Below are 16,951 nucleotides of genomic sequence, written 5' to 3'. Positions count from 1 at the left end.
GGCAGCAGCGCGGCGACCGAGCAGATCACCTCGGCCGCCCGCCACCTGATCCGCGCGGCCGCGAGCGCCGCCCGGGTCAGCGGCAGGTCCTCGACGAGCAGATGGGCGCGTTCGAGTTCGCGCGACAGCTCCCGCTCGGAGACCCCCGATCCGACCGCGAGCTCGGCGCGGATCGAGCGCTCGACGAGGTCGTGGGACTCGCTGCTCGACAGGCCGCCCCGGGCGAACGCGAGCGGGATCGAGAGCGCTGCCCGGTACACCTTGTAGAGCTTCTCGGCAGCCGCGAGCAGAGCCGGCGACGCGTTGCGGGCGAGCCGGCCGACCTCGTCGGCGCCCTCGCGGATCGCGTCGAGTGACGCCTCCGCGGGTCTCATTTCTGCTGCAACTGCCATACGGAGATCGAACCAGCGAGTACCGACACGGGACCGGCAACTGCGCCAGAACCGGACGACTCGCGCCGCCCCACACTCCGGCTCGAGGATCACCGGCGCCTAGAGGATCTGCGGCGCTCCCTCCGCTTCGCGAAGAGTTCACAAAAAAGGTTGTCGCTACATGGAATAATCAGGATCGTCGATACGCTTGCATGTATCGGACGGGGAGCACTCCCCACGACGACGACTCTCGAGGAGACATCATGACGGACACGATCACCATTCCCGGTTACAAGGCCGGCACCTGGGTCATCGACCCCACGCACAGCGAGGTCGGCTTCAGTGTCCGTCACCTCATGATCAGCAAGGTCAAGGGCAAGTTCGAGCGTTTCACCGCGACGTTCACCACCGGTGAGAACCCGCTCGACTCCAAGGTCGAGGCGACCGCCGAGGTCGCCTCCGTCAACACCAACGAGCCCAACCGCGACGGTCACCTCCGCACCGGCGACTTCTTCGAGGCCGAGAAGTACCCCGAGATCCACTTCGTCTCGACCGCGGTCCGCGCGAACGGCGACGACTTCCTCGTCGACGGCGAGCTGACCATCAAGGACGTCACCAAGCCCGTCACGTTCGAGGTCGAGTTCGGCGGCTTCGGCTCCGACCCCTACGGCAACTACAAGGCCGGTCTGACCGCCAAGGCGACCATCGACCGCACCGACTTCGGTCTCACCTACAACGCCGCCCTCGAGACCGGTGGCGTGCTCATCGGCGAGAAGGTCACCATCACCCTCGACCTGCAGGCCGCGCACCAGGCGTAGTCCGCTCCGTCCGCGCCGACGCCGTCCGTTCCCTCCGGGGCCGGGCGGCGTCGTCGTGCCACCCCTCCGAAGCACCTCCGGCTCGCAGAATCCAGTTCGGCTCGCCGAATCCGCGGATTCCTGCGAGCCGAACGTGTTCCTGCGAGCCGGACCAGCCCGAAGGTGCGTCAGAGGACGCCGAGCTCCGTCAGCTGCTCCGAGATGCCCGCACCGTCGGGCGCGTAGACCCAGGTCGTGCCGCTCGTCTCGGAGCGGTCGGCCGCCTTCGAGCGTCCCCCCGCGAGCACCGCCTCACCGGTCGAGAGCTGGCGGATCGCGATCGCCGCGACCTTGTCGGGGTGCTCGTGCGCGAAGTCCGAGTAGATCTCCTCGTCGTGCTGGCCGTCGTCGCCGACCAGCAGCCACTTCACGTCCGGGAACTCGGCTGCGAGACGGCGGAGGTTCTCCTCCTTGTGCTGCTTGCCGCTGCGGAACCAGCGGTCGTGCGTCGGGCCCCAGTCGGTGAGCAGCAGCGCTCCGGAGGGGTACAGGTGCCGTGAGAGGAACCGCGTGAGCGCCGGCGCCACGTTCCAGGCCCCGGTCGAGAGGTAGATCACCGGCGAGCCCTCGTTGCGGCGCGCGAAGCGGTCCAGGAACACGGCCATGCCCGGGGTGGGCATCCGGGCGTGCTCGTCGAGGACGAACGTGTTCCAGAAGGCGATGAAGGGCCGGGGGAGGGCGGTGACCATCACGGTGTCGTCGACGTCCGAGACCAGGCCGATGCGTGCCTCCGGGCTCGCGATGAACACGGGGGCCTCGACGGGAGTCGCGCCCGCGGTGGTGAACGTGATCGTGTGCCATCCCGGCTCGAGTGCGATCGGGATGTCGGCGTCCACCACTCCGCCGCGGTCGGCGACGACCTCGTGGCGCTGCCCGTCGACCTGAACCGACACCTTCGCCGCGCTGACGAAGACGCTCGTGAAGCTCCTCCAGCCGCGGACGCCCTCGACGGGGCGGACCTCCTCGGCCCCTGGCGGGGTCGGCCGGGTGTAGAGGACGCGGGCCAGCACCCGCAGCTGCACGGTCGTGCCGTAGCCGGTGTACGGGATCACGCGGGCGACATAGCCCTTGCGCTTCACCCGGCCCATCCGGAACGCATGGAGACGGTCCTCGAGGCGGGCGGCGCGGTGCAGGACCTCGGCCGCCCCGGCGCTCATGGGCTTGCTCTCAGGCGTCAGCGGCATCCGCACAGTCTGTCAGAACCCTGTCGGCTCGCGGCGACCTGAAGGCTCGCCGATGTCTCGCTGTCGCCGGTCGTTCCTCGCCCGCGACCACCCGCCGGGTCAGGAGGCGAGCGGCTCGATCAGCTCCGGGCCGTTGCTGCGGACGGATCCCACCGCATCGCCGACGGGCGTGATGTCGAGCTCCTCGGCCAGCTCGCCCGCACCGTCGGAGGCGGCACGCAGCAGGGAGCCGTCGGCCTCGGTGTTCGGGTCGAGCCAGTCCTCGATGAGCTCGGGCTGCAGCAGCACGGGCATCCGCTCGTGCACGCCCGCCACCGCCCCCGCCGACGGCCTGGTCAGGATCGTCGCGGAGAGCAGCCAGGGCGCCCCGGGCTCGGACGAGCGCCACCACTCGTAGATGCCCGCGAACAGCACGAGCGACCCGCCCTCGGGGGCGATGAAGACCGGCGACCTGGCGCCGTCGGAACCGACGCGCCACTCGTACCAGCCCGACGCGGGCACGATCGCCCGGCGAGCGGCGTACGACTCCCGGAACGAGGGCTTCTCGGCGACGGACTCGATGCGCGCGTTGAACAGCGGAGCCCCTGCCGACGGGCCGGCGGCCGACCGGGGCACGAGACCCCAGCGCGCGGCGGCCAGGCGCCGGCGGGGAGGCTCTCCCTCCTCGACGCCCTTCATCGACTCGGCGACGACGGCGATCCGCTGGGTCGGAGCGATGTTCCAGGACGGCTCCGGCAGGTCCGGCCCCTGGTCGTCGATGTCGAACAGCGCGACGAGATCTGCGGTGGTCTGCGAGAGGACGAAGCGTCCGCACATGGGTCCTCCTGGCACGGTGGGGGGTCGGCGCGTCCGCCGCCCTTCCGGGGGCACGAAACGCGAGAGACGTTCGGCGAATGGACGCGGAGGTCGCGTTCGCCTGCGTACGATTGTAGGAACCGTCACCGAAGGAGCCTGCCGTGCCTCTTGGAAATCTCGTCGACCGACCCTTCGGTGAATCCCCTCAGGTCCGCAACGAGCCCGTGCAGGTCCGCAGTGCCGCGCGCCTCGCCTCCCTGCTCGACGCCGCCGCCGCCGTCGTCGACGAGGTCGGCTTCGACCGCCTGACGACGGCCATGGTCGCCGAGCGCGCGGGCGCCGCGATCGGCACGGTGTACCGCTACTTCCCGGACCGCATCGCCGTCCTGCAGGCTCTCCGCGAGCGCGCGCTCGAGCGCTTCCGCAAGAAGGTCATCACCGAGATCCGCGAGACGCACCCCGCCAACTGGTGGGGTGCGGTCGACTGCGCCGTCGACGCGTTCTGCGAGATGCACCGCACAGAGCCCGGCTTCCGCTCCATCCGCTTCGTCGACACGATCCACGCCCCGGAGGTGGCGGGCGAGGCCTTCGAGGCGGGCTTCTTCGCGCGGCGCTTCGCCGAGATCCTCGCCTCCGAGTACGGACTGCCCGGCGGCGCGCAGCTGTCGTTCCGCCTCGAGGTGACCGTCGAGGTCGCCGACGCCATGCTCACGCGAGCCTTCCTGATGGACCCGAACGGCGACCAGCGTTTCATCGACGAGAGCCGTGCGCTGCTGCGCAACTACCTGTCGATGCACTACGGAGCTGTGTGAGCTGCGACGAAGGGGCGGGCCCGCGGGCCCGCCCCTTCGTCGTCCGCGCTGCTCCCCGCGCGGCGTGGCGCGGTCGGCTCGTCGAGGTGGTTGCGCGGGTGGAGCGTATTGCGAACGGCTAGGCCGATTCGCTCGCACGCGAATCACCCGTCCGCCTCGGCTGTCCAGGGACCGAAGCCGAACGCTTCGAGGTGGAACAGCGCCTACCTGGCCACCCGCTCGCCGGTCGAGTAGCCCCGCAGGGGCGCGGGGAGACCCCACCCCGTCGACGAGGTCGGCCGCGCGTGGCGGAACAGGCCCGCATACGGCCCCTAGTCGGCCGGGGGCTCGGGCGCAACACTGTGCCATCCAGGTTGGCAGCGGTCTCCGAATGGTGTTTGGCTGTCGCAGAGGTTCTGCACGGGACCGCGCAACGAGGGTGAGAGACGTCGTGATCGAGTTCCGCGGAGTCAGCAAGCAGTACCCGGACGGCACCCGAGCGGTCGACGACTTCTCGCTCGTGCTGCCGTCGCGGGAGACGACCGTCTTCGTCGGCTCGTCCGGCTGCGGCAAGACCACGATCCTCCGGATGATCAACCGCATGATCGAGCCGACCGGCGGCACCATCGAGATCGACGGCGAGGACATCTCGAAGCTCCCGGCCGTCTCGCTCCGGCGCCGTATCGGCTACGTGATGCAGAACTCGGGTCTGCTGCCGCACCGCCGGGTCATCGACAACATCGCGACCGTGCCGCGGCTCAACGGAGTCGCGAAGAAGCCCGCGCACGACCGCGCCCTCGAGCTGATGGACACCGTCGGTCTCGACCGGGCCCTCGCCACCCGTTACCCGAGCCAGCTCTCGGGTGGTCAGCAGCAGCGCGTCGGAGTCGCCCGCGGACTCGCGGTCGACCCGAACATCCTCCTGATGGACGAGCCGTTCGGCGCCGTCGATCCTCTCGTTCGCGCCGACCTCCAGCGCGAGACGCTCCGCCTCCAGCGCGAGCTCGACAAGACCGTCGTCTTCGTCACGCACGACATCGACGAGGCGTTCCTGCTCGGCGACCAGGTCGTCATCCTCGAGAAGGGCGGCCGGATCGCGCAGAAGGGCTCGCCGGCCGAGATCCTCGCGGCTCCGGCCAGCGACTTCGTCGCCGGGTTCATCGGCGCCGACCGCGGCAAGCGCTCGCTCCGCATCGAGGAGCGCGACGGAGCGAGGATCGTCGTCGACGGCGACGGTCGCCCGACCGGCGTGCTCCGAGGACAGGACGGCGCGGGCGCGTGAACTGGGTCGTCAACAACACCGACTCGATCATCACGAACCTGATCGCGCACCTCCTCCTGTCGGTGCCTCCGATCATCCTCAGCTTCGTGATCTCGCTGCCGTTCGGCTGGTTCGCGAACCGCTACCGCTGGAGCCGCGGGACGGTCCTCACCGCTCTGGGCGTGCTGTACGCGATCCCGTCGCTGGCGATGTTCATCCTGCTCCCGGCGATCCTCGGCATCCCGTTGCGCTCGACCGCCAACGTCATCATCGGCCTCACGCTCTACGGCATCGCCCTCATGGTGCGGACCACGGCCGATGCGCTGGGCGCTGTCTCGGAGGACGTGACGCAGTCGGCGACCGCGATGGGCTACTCGGCCTGGGCGCGCTTCTGGCGGGTCGAGTTCCCACTCGCCGGTCCGGTGCTGCTCTCGGGTCTTCGCGTCGTGACGGTGAGCACGGTCTCGCTCGTGACAGTGGGCGCGGTCCTCGGGATCCAGAGCCTCGGCCTGCTCTTCACCGACGGGTTCCAACGCGGCATCTCGGGCGAGATCATCACGGGCATCGTCCTGACGATCGCGCTCGCCCTGGTGCTCGACGGGATCCTGGTGCTGCTCGGGCGCCTCCTGATGCCCTGGACCGCCGTCGACCGCGCTCGCTCGAAGCGGCGCGCCGCGCGCGTCGAGAAGGCGGTGACCGCATGAACCTGATCATCGAGGCCTTCGCCTGGATCGCCGACCCGTCGCACTGGACGGGTCTCGAGGGGATCCCTACGCGGGTCGCGCAGCACCTCGGCATCAGCCTCCTCGTCCTGGTGATCGCCTCCGCTGTCGCCATCCCGCTCGGCTACCTGATCGGGCACACCGGCCGCGGCAAGGGCATCGCGGTGCCGGTCGCCGGCGGGCTCCGCGCCCTGCCAACGCTCGGTGTGCTCGTGCTCGCCGCGATGAGCCTCGGCCTCGGGCTCGGCGCTCCGCTGATCGCACTGGTGATCCTCGCGATCCCGTCCGTGCTCGCCGGTGCGTACTCCGGCCTCGAGGCCGTGGACCGGCGGACGGTCGACGCCGCGCGCTCGGTCGGCATGACCGAGTGGCAGATCCTCGCCAAGGTCGAGATCCCGCTCGGGCTCCCGCTGCTCCTCGGCGGACTCCGGGTGGCGGCCCTCCAGATCATCGCGACCGCGACTCTCGCCGACTACATCGGAGCCGGCGGTCTCGGGCGCTACATCTTCCAGGGCGTGAAGGCGGGCGACTACCCGCAGATGCTCGCGGGCTCGATCATCGTGATCGCTCTGACGCTGTTGAGCGAGATCCTGTTCGCCGTCCTGCAGCGGGTCGCCGTCCCGCGCGGTGTCGTGCTCGGCCTGGCCTCCGGCCGCACAAGTGTCCGCGCCTCGTCGACCCGACGACGCGCGGTGGTGGGAATGCCCATCGACGAAGGGAAATAGACATGTTCACAGCAACCAAGAAGGGCCGTGTCGCGCTCAGCGCACTCGCGGTCGGTGCCGTGGTGGCACTGGCAGGGTGCTCGTCCAGCGATCCGCTCGATTCGGGATCGGGTTCCGGCTCCTCCGAGGGCGGCGAGACCATCGTCGTCGGCTCGCAGGACTACTACTCGAACGAGATCATCGCCGAGATCTACGCCCAGGCACTGGAGAACGACGGCTTCACCGTCGACAGGCAGCTCCGGATCGGCCAGCGCGAGATCTACCTGCCCGAGATCGAGAGCGGATCGATCGACGTCTTCCCCGAGTACGACGGCAGCCTGCTCCAGGCCCTCGAGCCCGACACGACGGCCACGACCGCCGACGACGTCTACTCCGCTCTGACCGAGGCGCTGCCCGACGGTCTCCGGGCCCTCGACGCCGCCGACGCGAGCGACCAGAACTCGTACACGGTCACGAAGGCCTTCGCCGACAAGTGGAGCCTCACCGACATCGCCTCGCTCGCGGACGTCACCGACCCCATCGTGCTGGGCGGCAACTCGGAGCTGCAGACGCGCCCCTACGGGCCGGAGGCACTCAAGTCGAAGTACGGCATCGACACCACGTTCCAGGCGATCGAGGACAGCGGCGGATCGACGACGGTCGACGCGCTGACCAGCAACCAGATCCAGATGGCGAACATCTACACCGCCGACCCGAACATCCAGTCGAACGACCTCGTGGCCCTCGAGGACCCGGACGGTCTGTTCGTCGCCGACAACGTTGTGCCGATCGTCTCGGACAAGGTCGACGACGACGCTGCCGAGGTGCTCAATGCGGTCAGCGCGAAGCTGACCGCCGAGGACCTCGTGTCGCTCAACGCCGAGAGCGTGAACGACGAGAAGTCGGCCGCGTCGATCGCGACCGAGTGGCTGCAGTCGGCCGGTCTCGTCGACTGATCGGCTCCTGCACCACCGCGCGGGGCGCGTCACTCGTCGAGGTGACGCGCCTCCGCTCGTTTCAGGAGCTTCTTGGCGCCCAGCACGATCAGCGCGAAGAGCACGATCGCGCCGACGAAGAGGTAGCCGGCGTAGTGCAGGCTGTCCGACAGCTCGCGGTAGCCGCCCGCGGCCGCGGCGCCGACTCCGACGTAGGCGAAGGACCAGAGGATGCACGCGGGCGTCGTCCAGGCCATGAACGTGCGGTAGCGCATCCCGCTCATGCCCACCGTGAGGGGGATGAGCGAGTGCAGCACGGGCAGGAAGCGGGAGAGGAACACCGCGATCCCGCCGCGCCGGGCAAGGTAGCGCTCGGCGCGCACCCAGTTCTTCTCGCCGAGCCGGCGCCCGAGTCTCGAGGCCCGGATCCGCGGGCCGAACCAGCGGCCGAGGTAGAACCCGACCGACTCGCCGCAGAGGGCACCCATGATCACGGTCAGGGCGAGGGCGACGAACTGCAGCGGAGTCGTGACTCCGGTGGCGCTGACGATCACGATGGTGTCGCCCGGCACGATCAGGCCGGCGAGGATCGTCGTCTCGAAGAAGATGGCGAGCCCCGCGAGCAGCGTCCGCCAGACGGGCGGCACGCTCACCACGAAGGCGAGGATCCCGGTCAGCAGGTCGTTCACGCCAGGAGCCTGTCAGCGGACGCGCTTGAGCAGCGCCCAGAAGGTCTCGACGATGCCGCCCATGTCGACATCGTCGTCGAGCAGCCACTGGATCTGCAGGCCATCGGCCAGCGCGGTCATCATTCGAGCGGCGACCTCGGGATCGATGTCGCCCGCGATGAGCCCCTCGCGCTGATCGGCACGGACGCTCTCGGCGAGCACCTCGGTGGTCGTCCGGTAGCGGTCGACGAAGAAGTCGTGCGCGGGGTGCGATTCGTCCGTCCCCTCGGCCGACAGCGTCGCGTACAGGTGCACGAGACCGGGGACCTCGCTGTTGTGCCGGATCAGGCGGACCAGACCGGCGATCGCGGGATCGCCGCTCTCGTCGAGGTCGTAGGCGACCCGGTCGACGTCGTCGCGCTTGCGGAGGACCTCGGCGAAGAGCTCCTCCTTGGAGTCGAAGTAGTGCAGGAGGCCGGCCTGCGTCAGCCCGACTGCCTCCGAGATCTCGCGCAGCGACGCTCGGCGGTACCCCTGGCGGGAGAACACCTCGAGTGCGGTCTGCAGGATCTCCTCGCGCTTGGCGACACCCTTGGCGTAGCTCCCCTTGCTCGGCATGGGTCGATCGTACGGTGCCGCGGCTGAGCAGTGGCGCCGCGTGAGCGTCCAACGCGCGCCGTGCGGACGGATTCTCACCGGCGCACTCGGCCCGCCGTTCGCTGACAATGTGCTGAAGATCCTCCAGCAGGTTCTGGAGGATCGGAGCTCGTCCGCGATCGCTCGTCGTCGAGAGGGTCCCGAGAGCGCCTCCGTCGAGAGAGGGCCCTTCTCGGCCCGACCCTCGCGGGGCGGTCGCTCGACGTCGAGACGTACTGTCTCGACGTCGAGTGACTCGTCTCCGAGGGGTGGGAGGAGGCGCCGCGGAAGCACCCCGGAAAGGGTGTCGCCGCGAGGCCGCGCCGGCCCGCACATCCGCCCCAGTACTGGGATCCGGGGCCGTTGCGCGCCCGGCGCCGACCTAGGCTCGGGGTCGTGAACGAACTCCTGGATCCACTCCTGCTGTCGAGGTGGCAGTTCGGCCTGACGACGATCTACCACTTCCTGTTCGTGCCGCTCACGATCGGCATGGCGCTCACCGTCGCGATCTTCCAGACCTGCTGGGTGCGCACCGGCCGCATCCACTACCTGCAGCTGACGAAGTTCTTCGGGAAGATCTTCCTGATCAACTTCGCGATGGGCGTCGTCACCGGCATCGTCCAGGAGTTCCAGTTCGGCATGAACTGGAGCGACTACTCCCGCTTCGTCGGCGACGTCTTCGGCGCACCCCTCGCGTTCGAGGGCCTGCTCGCGTTCTTCCTCGAGGCGACGTTCATCGGCCTGTGGATCTTCGGCTGGGACAAGCTGCCCGAGAAGCTGCACCTCGCCACCATCTGGCTCACGACCCTCGGGACGACCCTGTCGGCCTACTTCATCATCGCCGCGAACGCGTTCATGCAGAACCCGGTCGGCTTCGAGATCAACGAGACCAAGGGGCGCGCCGAGCTCACCGACATCTGGGCGCTGCTCACGAACAAGGTCGCGCTCGCCGCCTTCCCGCACACGATCTTCGCGTGCTTCATGGTCTCGGCGGCCGTGATCATCAGCGTCGCCGCCTACCACCTGTCGCGGAACCAGCACCTCGAGACCATGCGTCCGGCGCTGAAGTTCGGCGCGTGGATGATGCTCATCAGCGGCGGTCTCACCCTCTTCACGGGCGACTCGCTCGGTCTCGCCATGGTCGACACGCAGCCGATGAAGATGGCGGCGGCGGAGGCGCTCTACAAGACGTCGACCGGCGCGGACGCCTCGTTCTCGATCTTCACCTGGGGCACGCCCGACGGCTCGAGCGAGCTGTTCTCGATCCGCATCCCCTACCTCCTGTCGTTCCTCTCCACCCACACCTTCACGGGCACCGTCGAGGGCATCAACGACCTCCAGGCGCAGTACGTGCAGGTCTACGGCCCCGGCGACTACACGCCGATCATCTGGGTCACCTACTGGTCGTTCCGCTGGATGATGGCGCTCGGCGTGCTCGCCATCGGCGTCGCTGCCGCCGGACTCTGGTTCACCCGCAAGGGCCGCGAGCCGAAGAAGTGGATGTGGAAGGTCGCGACCTGGGCCGCTCCGCTGCCGCTGCTGGCCATGATCGTCGGCTGGATCTTCACCGAGATGGGCCGCCAGCCGTGGCTCGTCTTCGGGCTGCTCAAGACCGAGGACGGCGTCTCTCCCGGGGTCAGCGGACTCGAGGTCCTGATCTCACTGCTCGCGTTCACCGCGATCTACGGGACCCTCGCGGTCGTCGAGTTCCGACTCATCCTGAAGGCGGCGCAGGCCGGCCCCGACGACGCCCCCGAGATCGACGAGGAGAGCGGTCGCCCGCAGCTCGTCGGCACCGTCTACTGAGGAAGGCACGCACATGGATCTCGCGCAGCTCGATCTGCCCACGATGTGGTTCTGGATCGTCGCCGTGTTCTTCATCGGCTACTTCGTGCTCGACGGCTTCGACTTCGGGGTCGGGATGTCGCTGCCGTTCCTCGGGAGGGACGACACCGACCGCCGGGTCCTGATCAACACGATCGGCCCGGTCTGGGATCTCAACGAGACCTGGGTGATCGTGGCCGGAGCCGCGCTGTTCGCGGCGTTCCCGGAGTGGTACGCGACGCTGTTCAGCGGCTTCTACCTGCCGCTGCTCGCGATCCTGCTGGCCCTCATCCTCCGCGGAGTGTCGTTCGAGTACCGGCACCAGCGGCCCGAGACGGCGTGGAAGAAGCGGTTCGACACGATGATCGTCATCGGCTCGGCCGTCCCCGCGTTCCTCTGGGGCGTCGCCTTCGCCAACATCGTGCAGGGCGTGCCGCTGGACGCCGACCACAACTACGTCGGCACCGTGCTCGACCTGCTGAACCCGTACGCCCTGCTCGGCGGGGCGACGACCCTGCTGCTGTTCTTCACGCACGGCGTGGTCTTCGTCTCGCTCAAGACCGACGGCGAGATCCGCGAGCGTGCCAGGAGGCTCGCCTCGCGCTCCGGGCTCGTCACGATCGTGGTCGCCGCGCTGTTCCTCGCCTGGACGAACCTGGCGCAGGGGAGCGCCGCCTCCTGGCTGCTCTCGGTCGCCGCGGCGGCCACGCTGATCCTGGCATGGCTCGCGAACGTGCGGGGTCGCGAGGGGCGCGCCTTCGCTCTGCTCGCGGGCACGATCGCGCTCGCGGTGCTGACTCTGTTCACGACGCTGTTCCCCGCGGTCATGCCGGCGTCGAACGACATCGCGAACAGCCTCACCATCGAGAACGCCTCGAGCACTCCCTATACGCTGACCGTCATGAGTTGGACCGCCCTGGTGTTCGTGCCGCTCATCGTCGGCTACCAGGCCTTCACCTACTGGGTCTTCCGCAAGCGCATCACCCGGACGCACATCCCGGTCGACGCCCACTGACGTGACGCTCTGACGTGAAGCCCCTCGATCCGCGACTGCTCCGCTACGCCCGCTCGGCACGCCTGTTCCTGGTGCTGGGCGGCGCGCTGGCGCTGGCGCGGACGCTGGCGATCGTCGCCTTCGCCTGGCTGGTCGCGCAGCTGGTGGCGGGGGCGATCGACGGGCGTCCGGTCGCAGAGCTCGCCCCTCTCCTCGCGGCGCTGCTCGCCGTCGTGGTCGCTCGGGCGGGGCTGGCGTGGGCGACAGAGGTCAACGCGGTCCGCGGCGGTGTCGGCGCGAAGGCCCAGCTGCGGCACGCCGTCCTGGAGGCGCTGGTCGCGCTCGGTCCGTCGGGTCGAGCGGGCGGGGGATCGGGCGGAGTCGTCGCGCTGCTGGGCGGCGGCCTCGAGGCTCTCGACGGCTACTTCGCCCGCTATCTGCCGCAGTTGATCGCGACCGCTGTCGCCACTCCGCTGCTGACTCTCGTCGTGTTCCTCGCGGATCCGCTGAGCGCCCTGTTCCTGATCGTGACGCTGCCGTTGATACCCGTCTTCATGGTGCTGATCGGCTGGGCGACGCAGGCCGTGCAGAGGCGGCAGTGGGCACGGCTGCAGGCCCTCGCCTCCGGTTTCGTCGACACGGTCGGCGGGCTGGCGACGCTGAAGATCTTCGGGCGCGCCGAGCGCCAGGGCGCGCGCATCCGGGCGCTGACCGAGGAGTACCGGGTGCACACCATGAAGGTGCTTCGGGTCACGTTCGTCAGCGGGTTCGTGCTCGAGCTGGCCGGTTCGCTCTCGGTCGCCCTGGTCGCGGTCTCGATCGGTCTGCGGCTGGTCGACGGCTCGCTGGGGCTCGCGATCGGGCTGTTCGTGCTCGTGCTCGCGCCGGACGTGTTCCTGCCGGTGCGCCAGGTCGGCGCCGAGTTCCACGCGGCGGCCGACGGTGTTCAGGCGGCGGAGGAGGCGTTCGCGGTCATCGAGCGCGCGACGGAGCTTCCCGCGGCGACTCCGGCATCCTCGGGTGTCGGCCCGCTCGAGCTGCGTGCCCTCGCGGTCGACGACGGCGCCGGGCGCGTGCTCGCCCCCACTGACGCGGTGTTCTCGCCGGGGACCATCACGGCGGTCGCCGGGCCGAGCGGATCGGGCAAGTCGACCCTCCTCGCCGCTCTCGCGGGCTTCGTCGAGGCGACCGGCACCGTGACCCTCGGAGGAGAGGTCGTCCTGCCCCGCTCCGACCGGCCCTGGCTCGCCTGGGCGGGTCAGCGAGCCGACCTCCTGCCGGGCACCGTGGCGTCGAACGTCGAGCTGGGCACCCGCGCGCCCGACCCCGCCCGTGTGAGCCACGCCCTCGAGCTCGCCGGCGCCGATGTCGACGCCGACCGCCGGGTCGATGCGGAGGGGACGGGCCTCTCCGGCGGCCAGAGCGCACGCGTCGCGGCGGCCCGAGCGATCCATCGCGTGCTCGAGCACGGCTGCCGCGTCCTCGTGCTCGACGAGCCGACCGCCGCACTGGATGCCGAGTCCGAGCACGCCGTGCTCGAGGGGCTGCGCACCCTGGCCGACGGCGGAGTGATCGTGATAGTCGCGAGCCACCGGCCGGCGACCCTCGCCGCCGCCGATGCGGTGCTCGCTCTCGCGCCGGCGAGGGTGGTGCTCCGATGAGGCGCGCCGACATCCTCCGCGCCGCGATGCCGCCCGCGCGCCGCTTCCTCCCGGGCCTCTCGTTCGGGCTGCTCTCCTCCGCCTCCGTCGTGGCGCTGCTCGCCTGCTCGGCCTGGCTGATCGTGCGCGCCGCCGAGCAGCCGCCGATCCTCTTCCTCTCGATGGCGGTCGTCGGCGTCCGGGCGTTCGCTCTGGCGCGCGCGTTCTTCCGCTACCTGGAGCGACTCAGCGGGCACGACGCCGCCTTCCGAGCCCTCGCCGAGCTGCGGGCAGGAGTGTACGAGCGACTCGTGCCGATCGCGCCCGACGGTCTGGGTCGCGTGCGGCGCGGTGACCTCGTCTCGCGGGTGATCGCCGATGTCGACTCGCAGCAGGACGTACCGCTGCGTGTGGTGCAACCGCTGATCGTCTCTGCTGTCGTCGCGACGGCCGCGGTGGTCGGGGTGTGGCTCCTCCTGCCCGCGATGGGGCTGGTGCTGCTCGCGCTGCTGGTGCTGGGCTTCGCGGGATCGGCCGCAGGGGCGGGCCTCCTGTCGGCGCGGGCCGACCGTGAGCTGGCACCACTGCGCGGCGAGCTGGCCGAGCGCGTGAACCTGCTCGTGACGCGGCTCGACGTGCTGATCGCGTTCGACGCGGCCGAGCATGCCGTCGCCGGCATCGAGGAGGCGGAGGCGGCGCTCACCCGCGCGGCACGGCGTCGGGCGGCCTCGGCAGGTCTCACGGCGGCGGTGCTCGCCCTGTGCTCGGGTGGCGCGGTCTGGGCCGCTCTCGCACTCGGGACTCCGTCCTTCGCCGACCTCGGCGGGCCTGCCCTCGGCGTGATCGTGCTGGTGCCGCTCGCGGTCTTCGAGGTGATGGCCGCGGCTCCGCTCGCCGTGCAGTCGGCGCGCACCGCTCTCTCGGGTGCCCAGCGCCTGGCCGACCTCGACCGGGAGGCGTCCTCGCCCGCTCTGGCGACCGACGCCGCGGTGGACCCCGGCGCGCGAGTTCCCGGCGGGCGCGACATCCTCCTCCGCGATCTCTCCGCCGGCTGGCCCGGCTCTCCGGCGCCGGCGCTGGCGGGGGTCTCCCTCGACCTCCTGGCCGGGTCCCGCGTCCTCGTGACCGGAGGCAGCGGCTCGGGCAAGACCACGCTCGCCCACGTGCTCGTGCGCTTCCTCGAGTACTCCGGCTCCTACCGGATCGGGGGAGTGGAGGCGAGGACCCTGCCCCAGGCCGAGGTCCGCCGCGTCGTCGGCCTCGTCGAGCAGCAGCCCTACCTCTTCGACGACACGATCCGCCAGAATCTGCTGTTCGCACGGCCGGAGGCGGACGACGCGGTCCTCGAGGAGGTCCTCGGCCGGGTGGGTCTCGCCTCCTGGGCCGCCGCGCGCGGAGGACTCGACGCGCGGGTCGGCGAGCGCGGGGCCCTCGTCTCGGGCGGTCAGGCCCAGCGGCTCGGGCTCGCGCGCGCACTGCTCGCCGACTTCGACGTCCTGATCCTCGACGAGCCGACGGCGTCGGTTGACGCACCTGTCGCGGATGCGCTGCTCGCCGATCTGCTGCGGGCCGCGGACGGCCGCACGGTCGTCCTGATCGCGCACCGCGTGGAGCCGTCGCTCGCCTTCGACCGCAGAATCGTCGTCGGAGGTGGCACGGCCGTCAGCGTCTGACGATCCGCTCGGCTCGCGCCAGGCGTCCCCCTTCGGTGGCCCAGCGGTCGAGGACGGCCTCGGTGCGCGAGCGGGCCTGGCCGTCGAGAGCCTCACGCAACGGGCGGACGACGTCGTGCGCGAGCGGGTCGGTCAGGGCGTCGACGCGGGAGTCTCGGACAAAGCCCTCGAGCCGCGTCAGGTCGGAGGCGCGGAGCAGAGCGGCGCGCGACTGCAGCAGCACGACGGCCGCCAGCCTCGGCTCGAACACCGGTGCCGTCCAGAGCTCGGACGACAGTGCGGTGATCTCGTCGTGGCCGAGGTCGGGGAACTTCTTCAGGGCGTCGCGCACCGTCCCGCGGACGGCTCCGACCGACGCTCCGGTGCCGTCGAGACCGAGCCGGTCGCGGACGTCCTCGGCCCGCCAGACGTCGCCCTCGTACTCGAGCGCGGCGCGGATGAAGTCGCCGGCGTCGCTCATCCCTCCATCATGCAGCGCGGACGGCGGTCGAGTTCAGCTGAGGTGGCGGTCGAGCTCCGCGAGAGGGCCGTTCGACCGGGACGTGCCGGCCGCGAGCGCACTGCTGCGCGTCGGCTCAGAGCCCGCGGCTCGCCCAGACAGGGCGTCCGATGCCGTCGTACTCCACCAGGTTGCCGTCGTTCTGCATGACGAGGCGGTACGGCGTGACGATCCCAGGCTGACCGATGCCGAAGTAGGTCCTCGGGAAAGCGGTCCAGGACGTCTGGAAGGCTGCCACCGAGAGCACACCGTCGCGGGAGAGCGTGAATCGGCTGCCGGGCACGGAGGTCCGGGTCGCGAAGTCCGCTCCGCGAGGGCCGTAGACGACGAAGTTGCCGTCGCGCTGCATCGTCGCGCGCCAGGATCCGCTGCTCGAGGTGAGCGAACCGTCGGGACTCAGGCTGTCGCCCTGGCCGAGCGTGTCCTGGTTCGCCAGGGGCACGCTCCTCCAGATGACGCCGGAGTCGACCGCGATGACGAGCGAGCCGTCGTTCCTCAGCACCATCGTCGCGCCGAGGTTGCCCGCCGTTCCCGACGCCCATCGGACGCTGTTCCCTGCTCCGTAGATCACCGCGTTCCCGTCGGACTGCATAACCAGTCGGTTTCCAGGGCCGCTCGTCCCCGTCGACCAGAGCGCACCTCCGGGCCCGTAGACGACGAAGTTGCCGTCCTGCTGCATCACGGCACGGTTGCCTCCGCTGACGGAATCGAGCTGACGCCCCGGTGCGAGGGTCTGTCCGGGGCGCAGCTCCGAGACGGCGGGAGGAGCGATGCGGCCACCGACGCTGCTGGCCCAGGCCGGCGAGCCGTCGGCGCGGTAGACGACCAGATTGCCGTCGTCCTGGATGGTGATCACGGCGCCCGGCTCGCCTCCGGTCCCGGTGAACCAGACGGGGCGGTCCTGCGCGTCGTAGACGACGACGTTGCCATCGGTCTGCATGGCGAGGTGGTCGCCGCGCCCCTGCGTCCCGGTGTTCCAGGTGGGTCGGCCGTTCGAGTCGTAGGTGACGGCGTTGCCGTCGGCCTGCAGCACGAAGGTGTAGGCGCCGTTGGTCGAGACGATGCTCTCGCCCGCCGTCAGCTCCTCGCCGCCCGACAGCGCGTTGTAGTAGGTGTCGGCGGCTCGGGCCGCCTCGGCAGCCGCGACCGGCGCCGAGTCGGTCGGCGCCTCGGCAGCGGGAGCGTCGTGCGAGTACGACAGCGGTCCCTCGCTCTCGGCGGCCAGGGCGGGAGTCGCGCCGAGGAGGAGTGCACCCGACGCGATCAGCGCGACGAGCGCTGCGGCGGGAGAACGGAGAAGGGGAGGCGTCATCGCTGGGCTTTCTCGAGAGGGGGGATCGGCACCGCCGACCAGCACCGCTCGAATGCTCTCACGGTGCGCGGCGATCGAGCGGAGT

17 protein-coding genes are annotated in these 16,951 nt (G+C 70.4%); 10 read left to right on the top strand and 7 right to left on the bottom strand.

Annotated features, from left to right (window positions below):
- Positions 1–392 (bottom strand): hypothetical protein (locus ASG06_RS16055; RefSeq protein ID WP_156697665.1); only part of this gene is annotated, 392 nt, incomplete at its 3' end.
- Positions 393–634: 242 nt separating this feature from the next.
- Between ASG06_RS16055 and ASG06_RS16050 the strand changes: the two genes are divergently transcribed.
- A complete protein-coding gene (locus ASG06_RS16050; protein ID WP_056044361.1) occupies positions 635–1,189 on the top strand; it encodes a YceI family protein in 555 nt (184 codons plus the stop codon).
- A 167-nt stretch (positions 1,190–1,356) separates the two neighbouring features.
- Here the strand turns inward: ASG06_RS16050 and ASG06_RS16045 are convergent, their stop codons facing one another.
- Together ASG06_RS16045 and ASG06_RS16040 are read right to left on the bottom strand one after the other, a co-directional pair.
- On the bottom strand, positions 1,357–2,412 hold the full coding sequence (locus tag ASG06_RS16045; protein WP_056044359.1) for an App1 family protein: 1,056 nt from the start codon (positions 2,410–2,412) through the stop codon (positions 1,357–1,359).
- 99 nt (positions 2,413–2,511) lie between these two features.
- Positions 2,512–3,228: an SOS response-associated peptidase gene (locus tag ASG06_RS16040; protein ID WP_056044356.1), complete on the bottom strand. Its 717-nt coding sequence runs from the start codon at positions 3,226–3,228 to the stop codon at positions 2,512–2,514.
- Between the two features lie 140 nt (positions 3,229–3,368).
- Between ASG06_RS16040 and ASG06_RS16035 the strand changes: the two genes are divergently transcribed.
- The 5 genes from ASG06_RS16035 (at position 3,369) to ASG06_RS16015 (ending at position 7,641) form a co-directional block, all read left to right on the top strand.
- Positions 3,369–4,019, top strand: a complete 651-nt coding sequence (locus ASG06_RS16035) for a TetR/AcrR family transcriptional regulator (RefSeq protein WP_056044354.1) — start codon at positions 3,369–3,371, stop codon at positions 4,017–4,019.
- Positions 4,020–4,449: 430 nt separating this feature from the next.
- Positions 4,450–5,280 (top strand): ABC transporter ATP-binding protein, encoded by an 831-nt coding sequence (locus tag ASG06_RS16030; RefSeq protein WP_056044352.1) that lies wholly within the window; start codon positions 4,450–4,452, stop codon positions 5,278–5,280.
- Positions 5,277–5,963 carry an ABC transporter permease gene (locus tag ASG06_RS16025; protein WP_056044349.1) on the top strand — a complete coding sequence of 229 codons (687 nt, stop codon included), beginning with the start codon at positions 5,277–5,279 and terminating at the stop codon, positions 5,961–5,963. Before ASG06_RS16030 ends, ASG06_RS16025 begins: the two co-directional genes overlap by 4 nt.
- On the top strand, positions 5,960–6,706 hold the full coding sequence (locus ASG06_RS16020; RefSeq protein ID WP_056044347.1) for an ABC transporter permease: 747 nt from the start codon (positions 5,960–5,962) through the stop codon (positions 6,704–6,706). Before ASG06_RS16025 ends, ASG06_RS16020 begins: the two co-directional genes overlap by 4 nt.
- Before the next feature lie 2 nt (positions 6,707–6,708).
- On the top strand, positions 6,709–7,641 hold the full coding sequence (locus ASG06_RS16015) for an ABC transporter substrate-binding protein (protein ID WP_056044344.1): 933 nt from the start codon (positions 6,709–6,711) through the stop codon (positions 7,639–7,641).
- Between the two features lie 29 nt (positions 7,642–7,670).
- Here ASG06_RS16015 and ASG06_RS16010 read toward each other — a convergent pair whose 3' ends face one another.
- Both ASG06_RS16010 and ASG06_RS16005 read right to left on the bottom strand, forming a co-directional pair.
- The gene (locus tag ASG06_RS16010) at positions 7,671–8,309 is read right to left on the bottom strand and encodes a DedA family protein (RefSeq protein ID WP_056044342.1); all 639 of its coding nucleotides are present in this window, start codon (positions 8,307–8,309) and stop codon (positions 7,671–7,673) included.
- Between the two features lie 12 nt (positions 8,310–8,321).
- A complete protein-coding gene (locus ASG06_RS16005) occupies positions 8,322–8,906 on the bottom strand; it encodes a TetR/AcrR family transcriptional regulator (RefSeq protein ID WP_056044340.1) in 585 nt (194 codons plus the stop codon).
- Positions 8,907–9,320: 414 nt separating this feature from the next.
- On the opposite strand from ASG06_RS16005, the gene ASG06_RS16000 reads away from it, so the two are divergent.
- The 4 genes from ASG06_RS16000 to cydC are packed head-to-tail and all read left to right on the top strand — an operon-like array spanning position 9,321 to position 15,055.
- Complete coding sequence (locus tag ASG06_RS16000) at positions 9,321–10,730, top strand: cytochrome ubiquinol oxidase subunit I (RefSeq protein ID WP_056044338.1); 1,410 nt, start codon at positions 9,321–9,323, stop codon at positions 10,728–10,730.
- A 13-nt stretch (positions 10,731–10,743) separates the two neighbouring features.
- Positions 10,744–11,763, top strand: a complete 1,020-nt coding sequence (gene cydB, locus ASG06_RS15995; RefSeq protein ID WP_056044336.1) for a cytochrome d ubiquinol oxidase subunit II — start codon at positions 10,744–10,746, stop codon at positions 11,761–11,763.
- A 14-nt stretch (positions 11,764–11,777) separates the two neighbouring features.
- Entirely contained in the window at positions 11,778–13,403 is a 1,626-nt protein-coding gene (gene cydD / locus ASG06_RS15990; protein ID WP_056044334.1) for a thiol reductant ABC exporter subunit CydD, read from the top strand.
- The gene (gene cydC / locus ASG06_RS15985) at positions 13,400–15,055 is read left to right on the top strand and encodes a thiol reductant ABC exporter subunit CydC (RefSeq protein WP_056044333.1); all 1,656 of its coding nucleotides are present in this window, start codon (positions 13,400–13,402) and stop codon (positions 15,053–15,055) included. The genes cydD and cydC overlap by 4 nt, the downstream gene beginning before the upstream one ends.
- Here the strand turns inward: cydC and ASG06_RS15980 are convergent.
- Both ASG06_RS15980 and ASG06_RS15975 read right to left on the bottom strand, forming a co-directional pair.
- Complete coding sequence (locus tag ASG06_RS15980; protein ID WP_056044331.1) at positions 15,045–15,515, bottom strand: DNA alkylation repair protein; 471 nt, start codon at positions 15,513–15,515, stop codon at positions 15,045–15,047. The genes cydC and ASG06_RS15980 overlap by 11 nt on opposite strands.
- Positions 15,516–15,630: 115 nt before the next feature.
- Positions 15,631–16,866, bottom strand: coding sequence for a hypothetical protein (locus tag ASG06_RS15975; RefSeq protein WP_056044330.1), 1,236 nt, complete (start codon positions 16,864–16,866; stop codon positions 15,631–15,633).
- Positions 16,867–16,951: the final 85 nt, after the last annotated feature.

Source organism: Rathayibacter sp. Leaf185 (genome assembly GCF_001423885.1).
GTDB lineage: Bacteria > Actinomycetota > Actinomycetes > Actinomycetales > Microbacteriaceae > Rathayibacter.
This window is presented reverse-complemented; position numbering and strand designations above follow the sequence as displayed.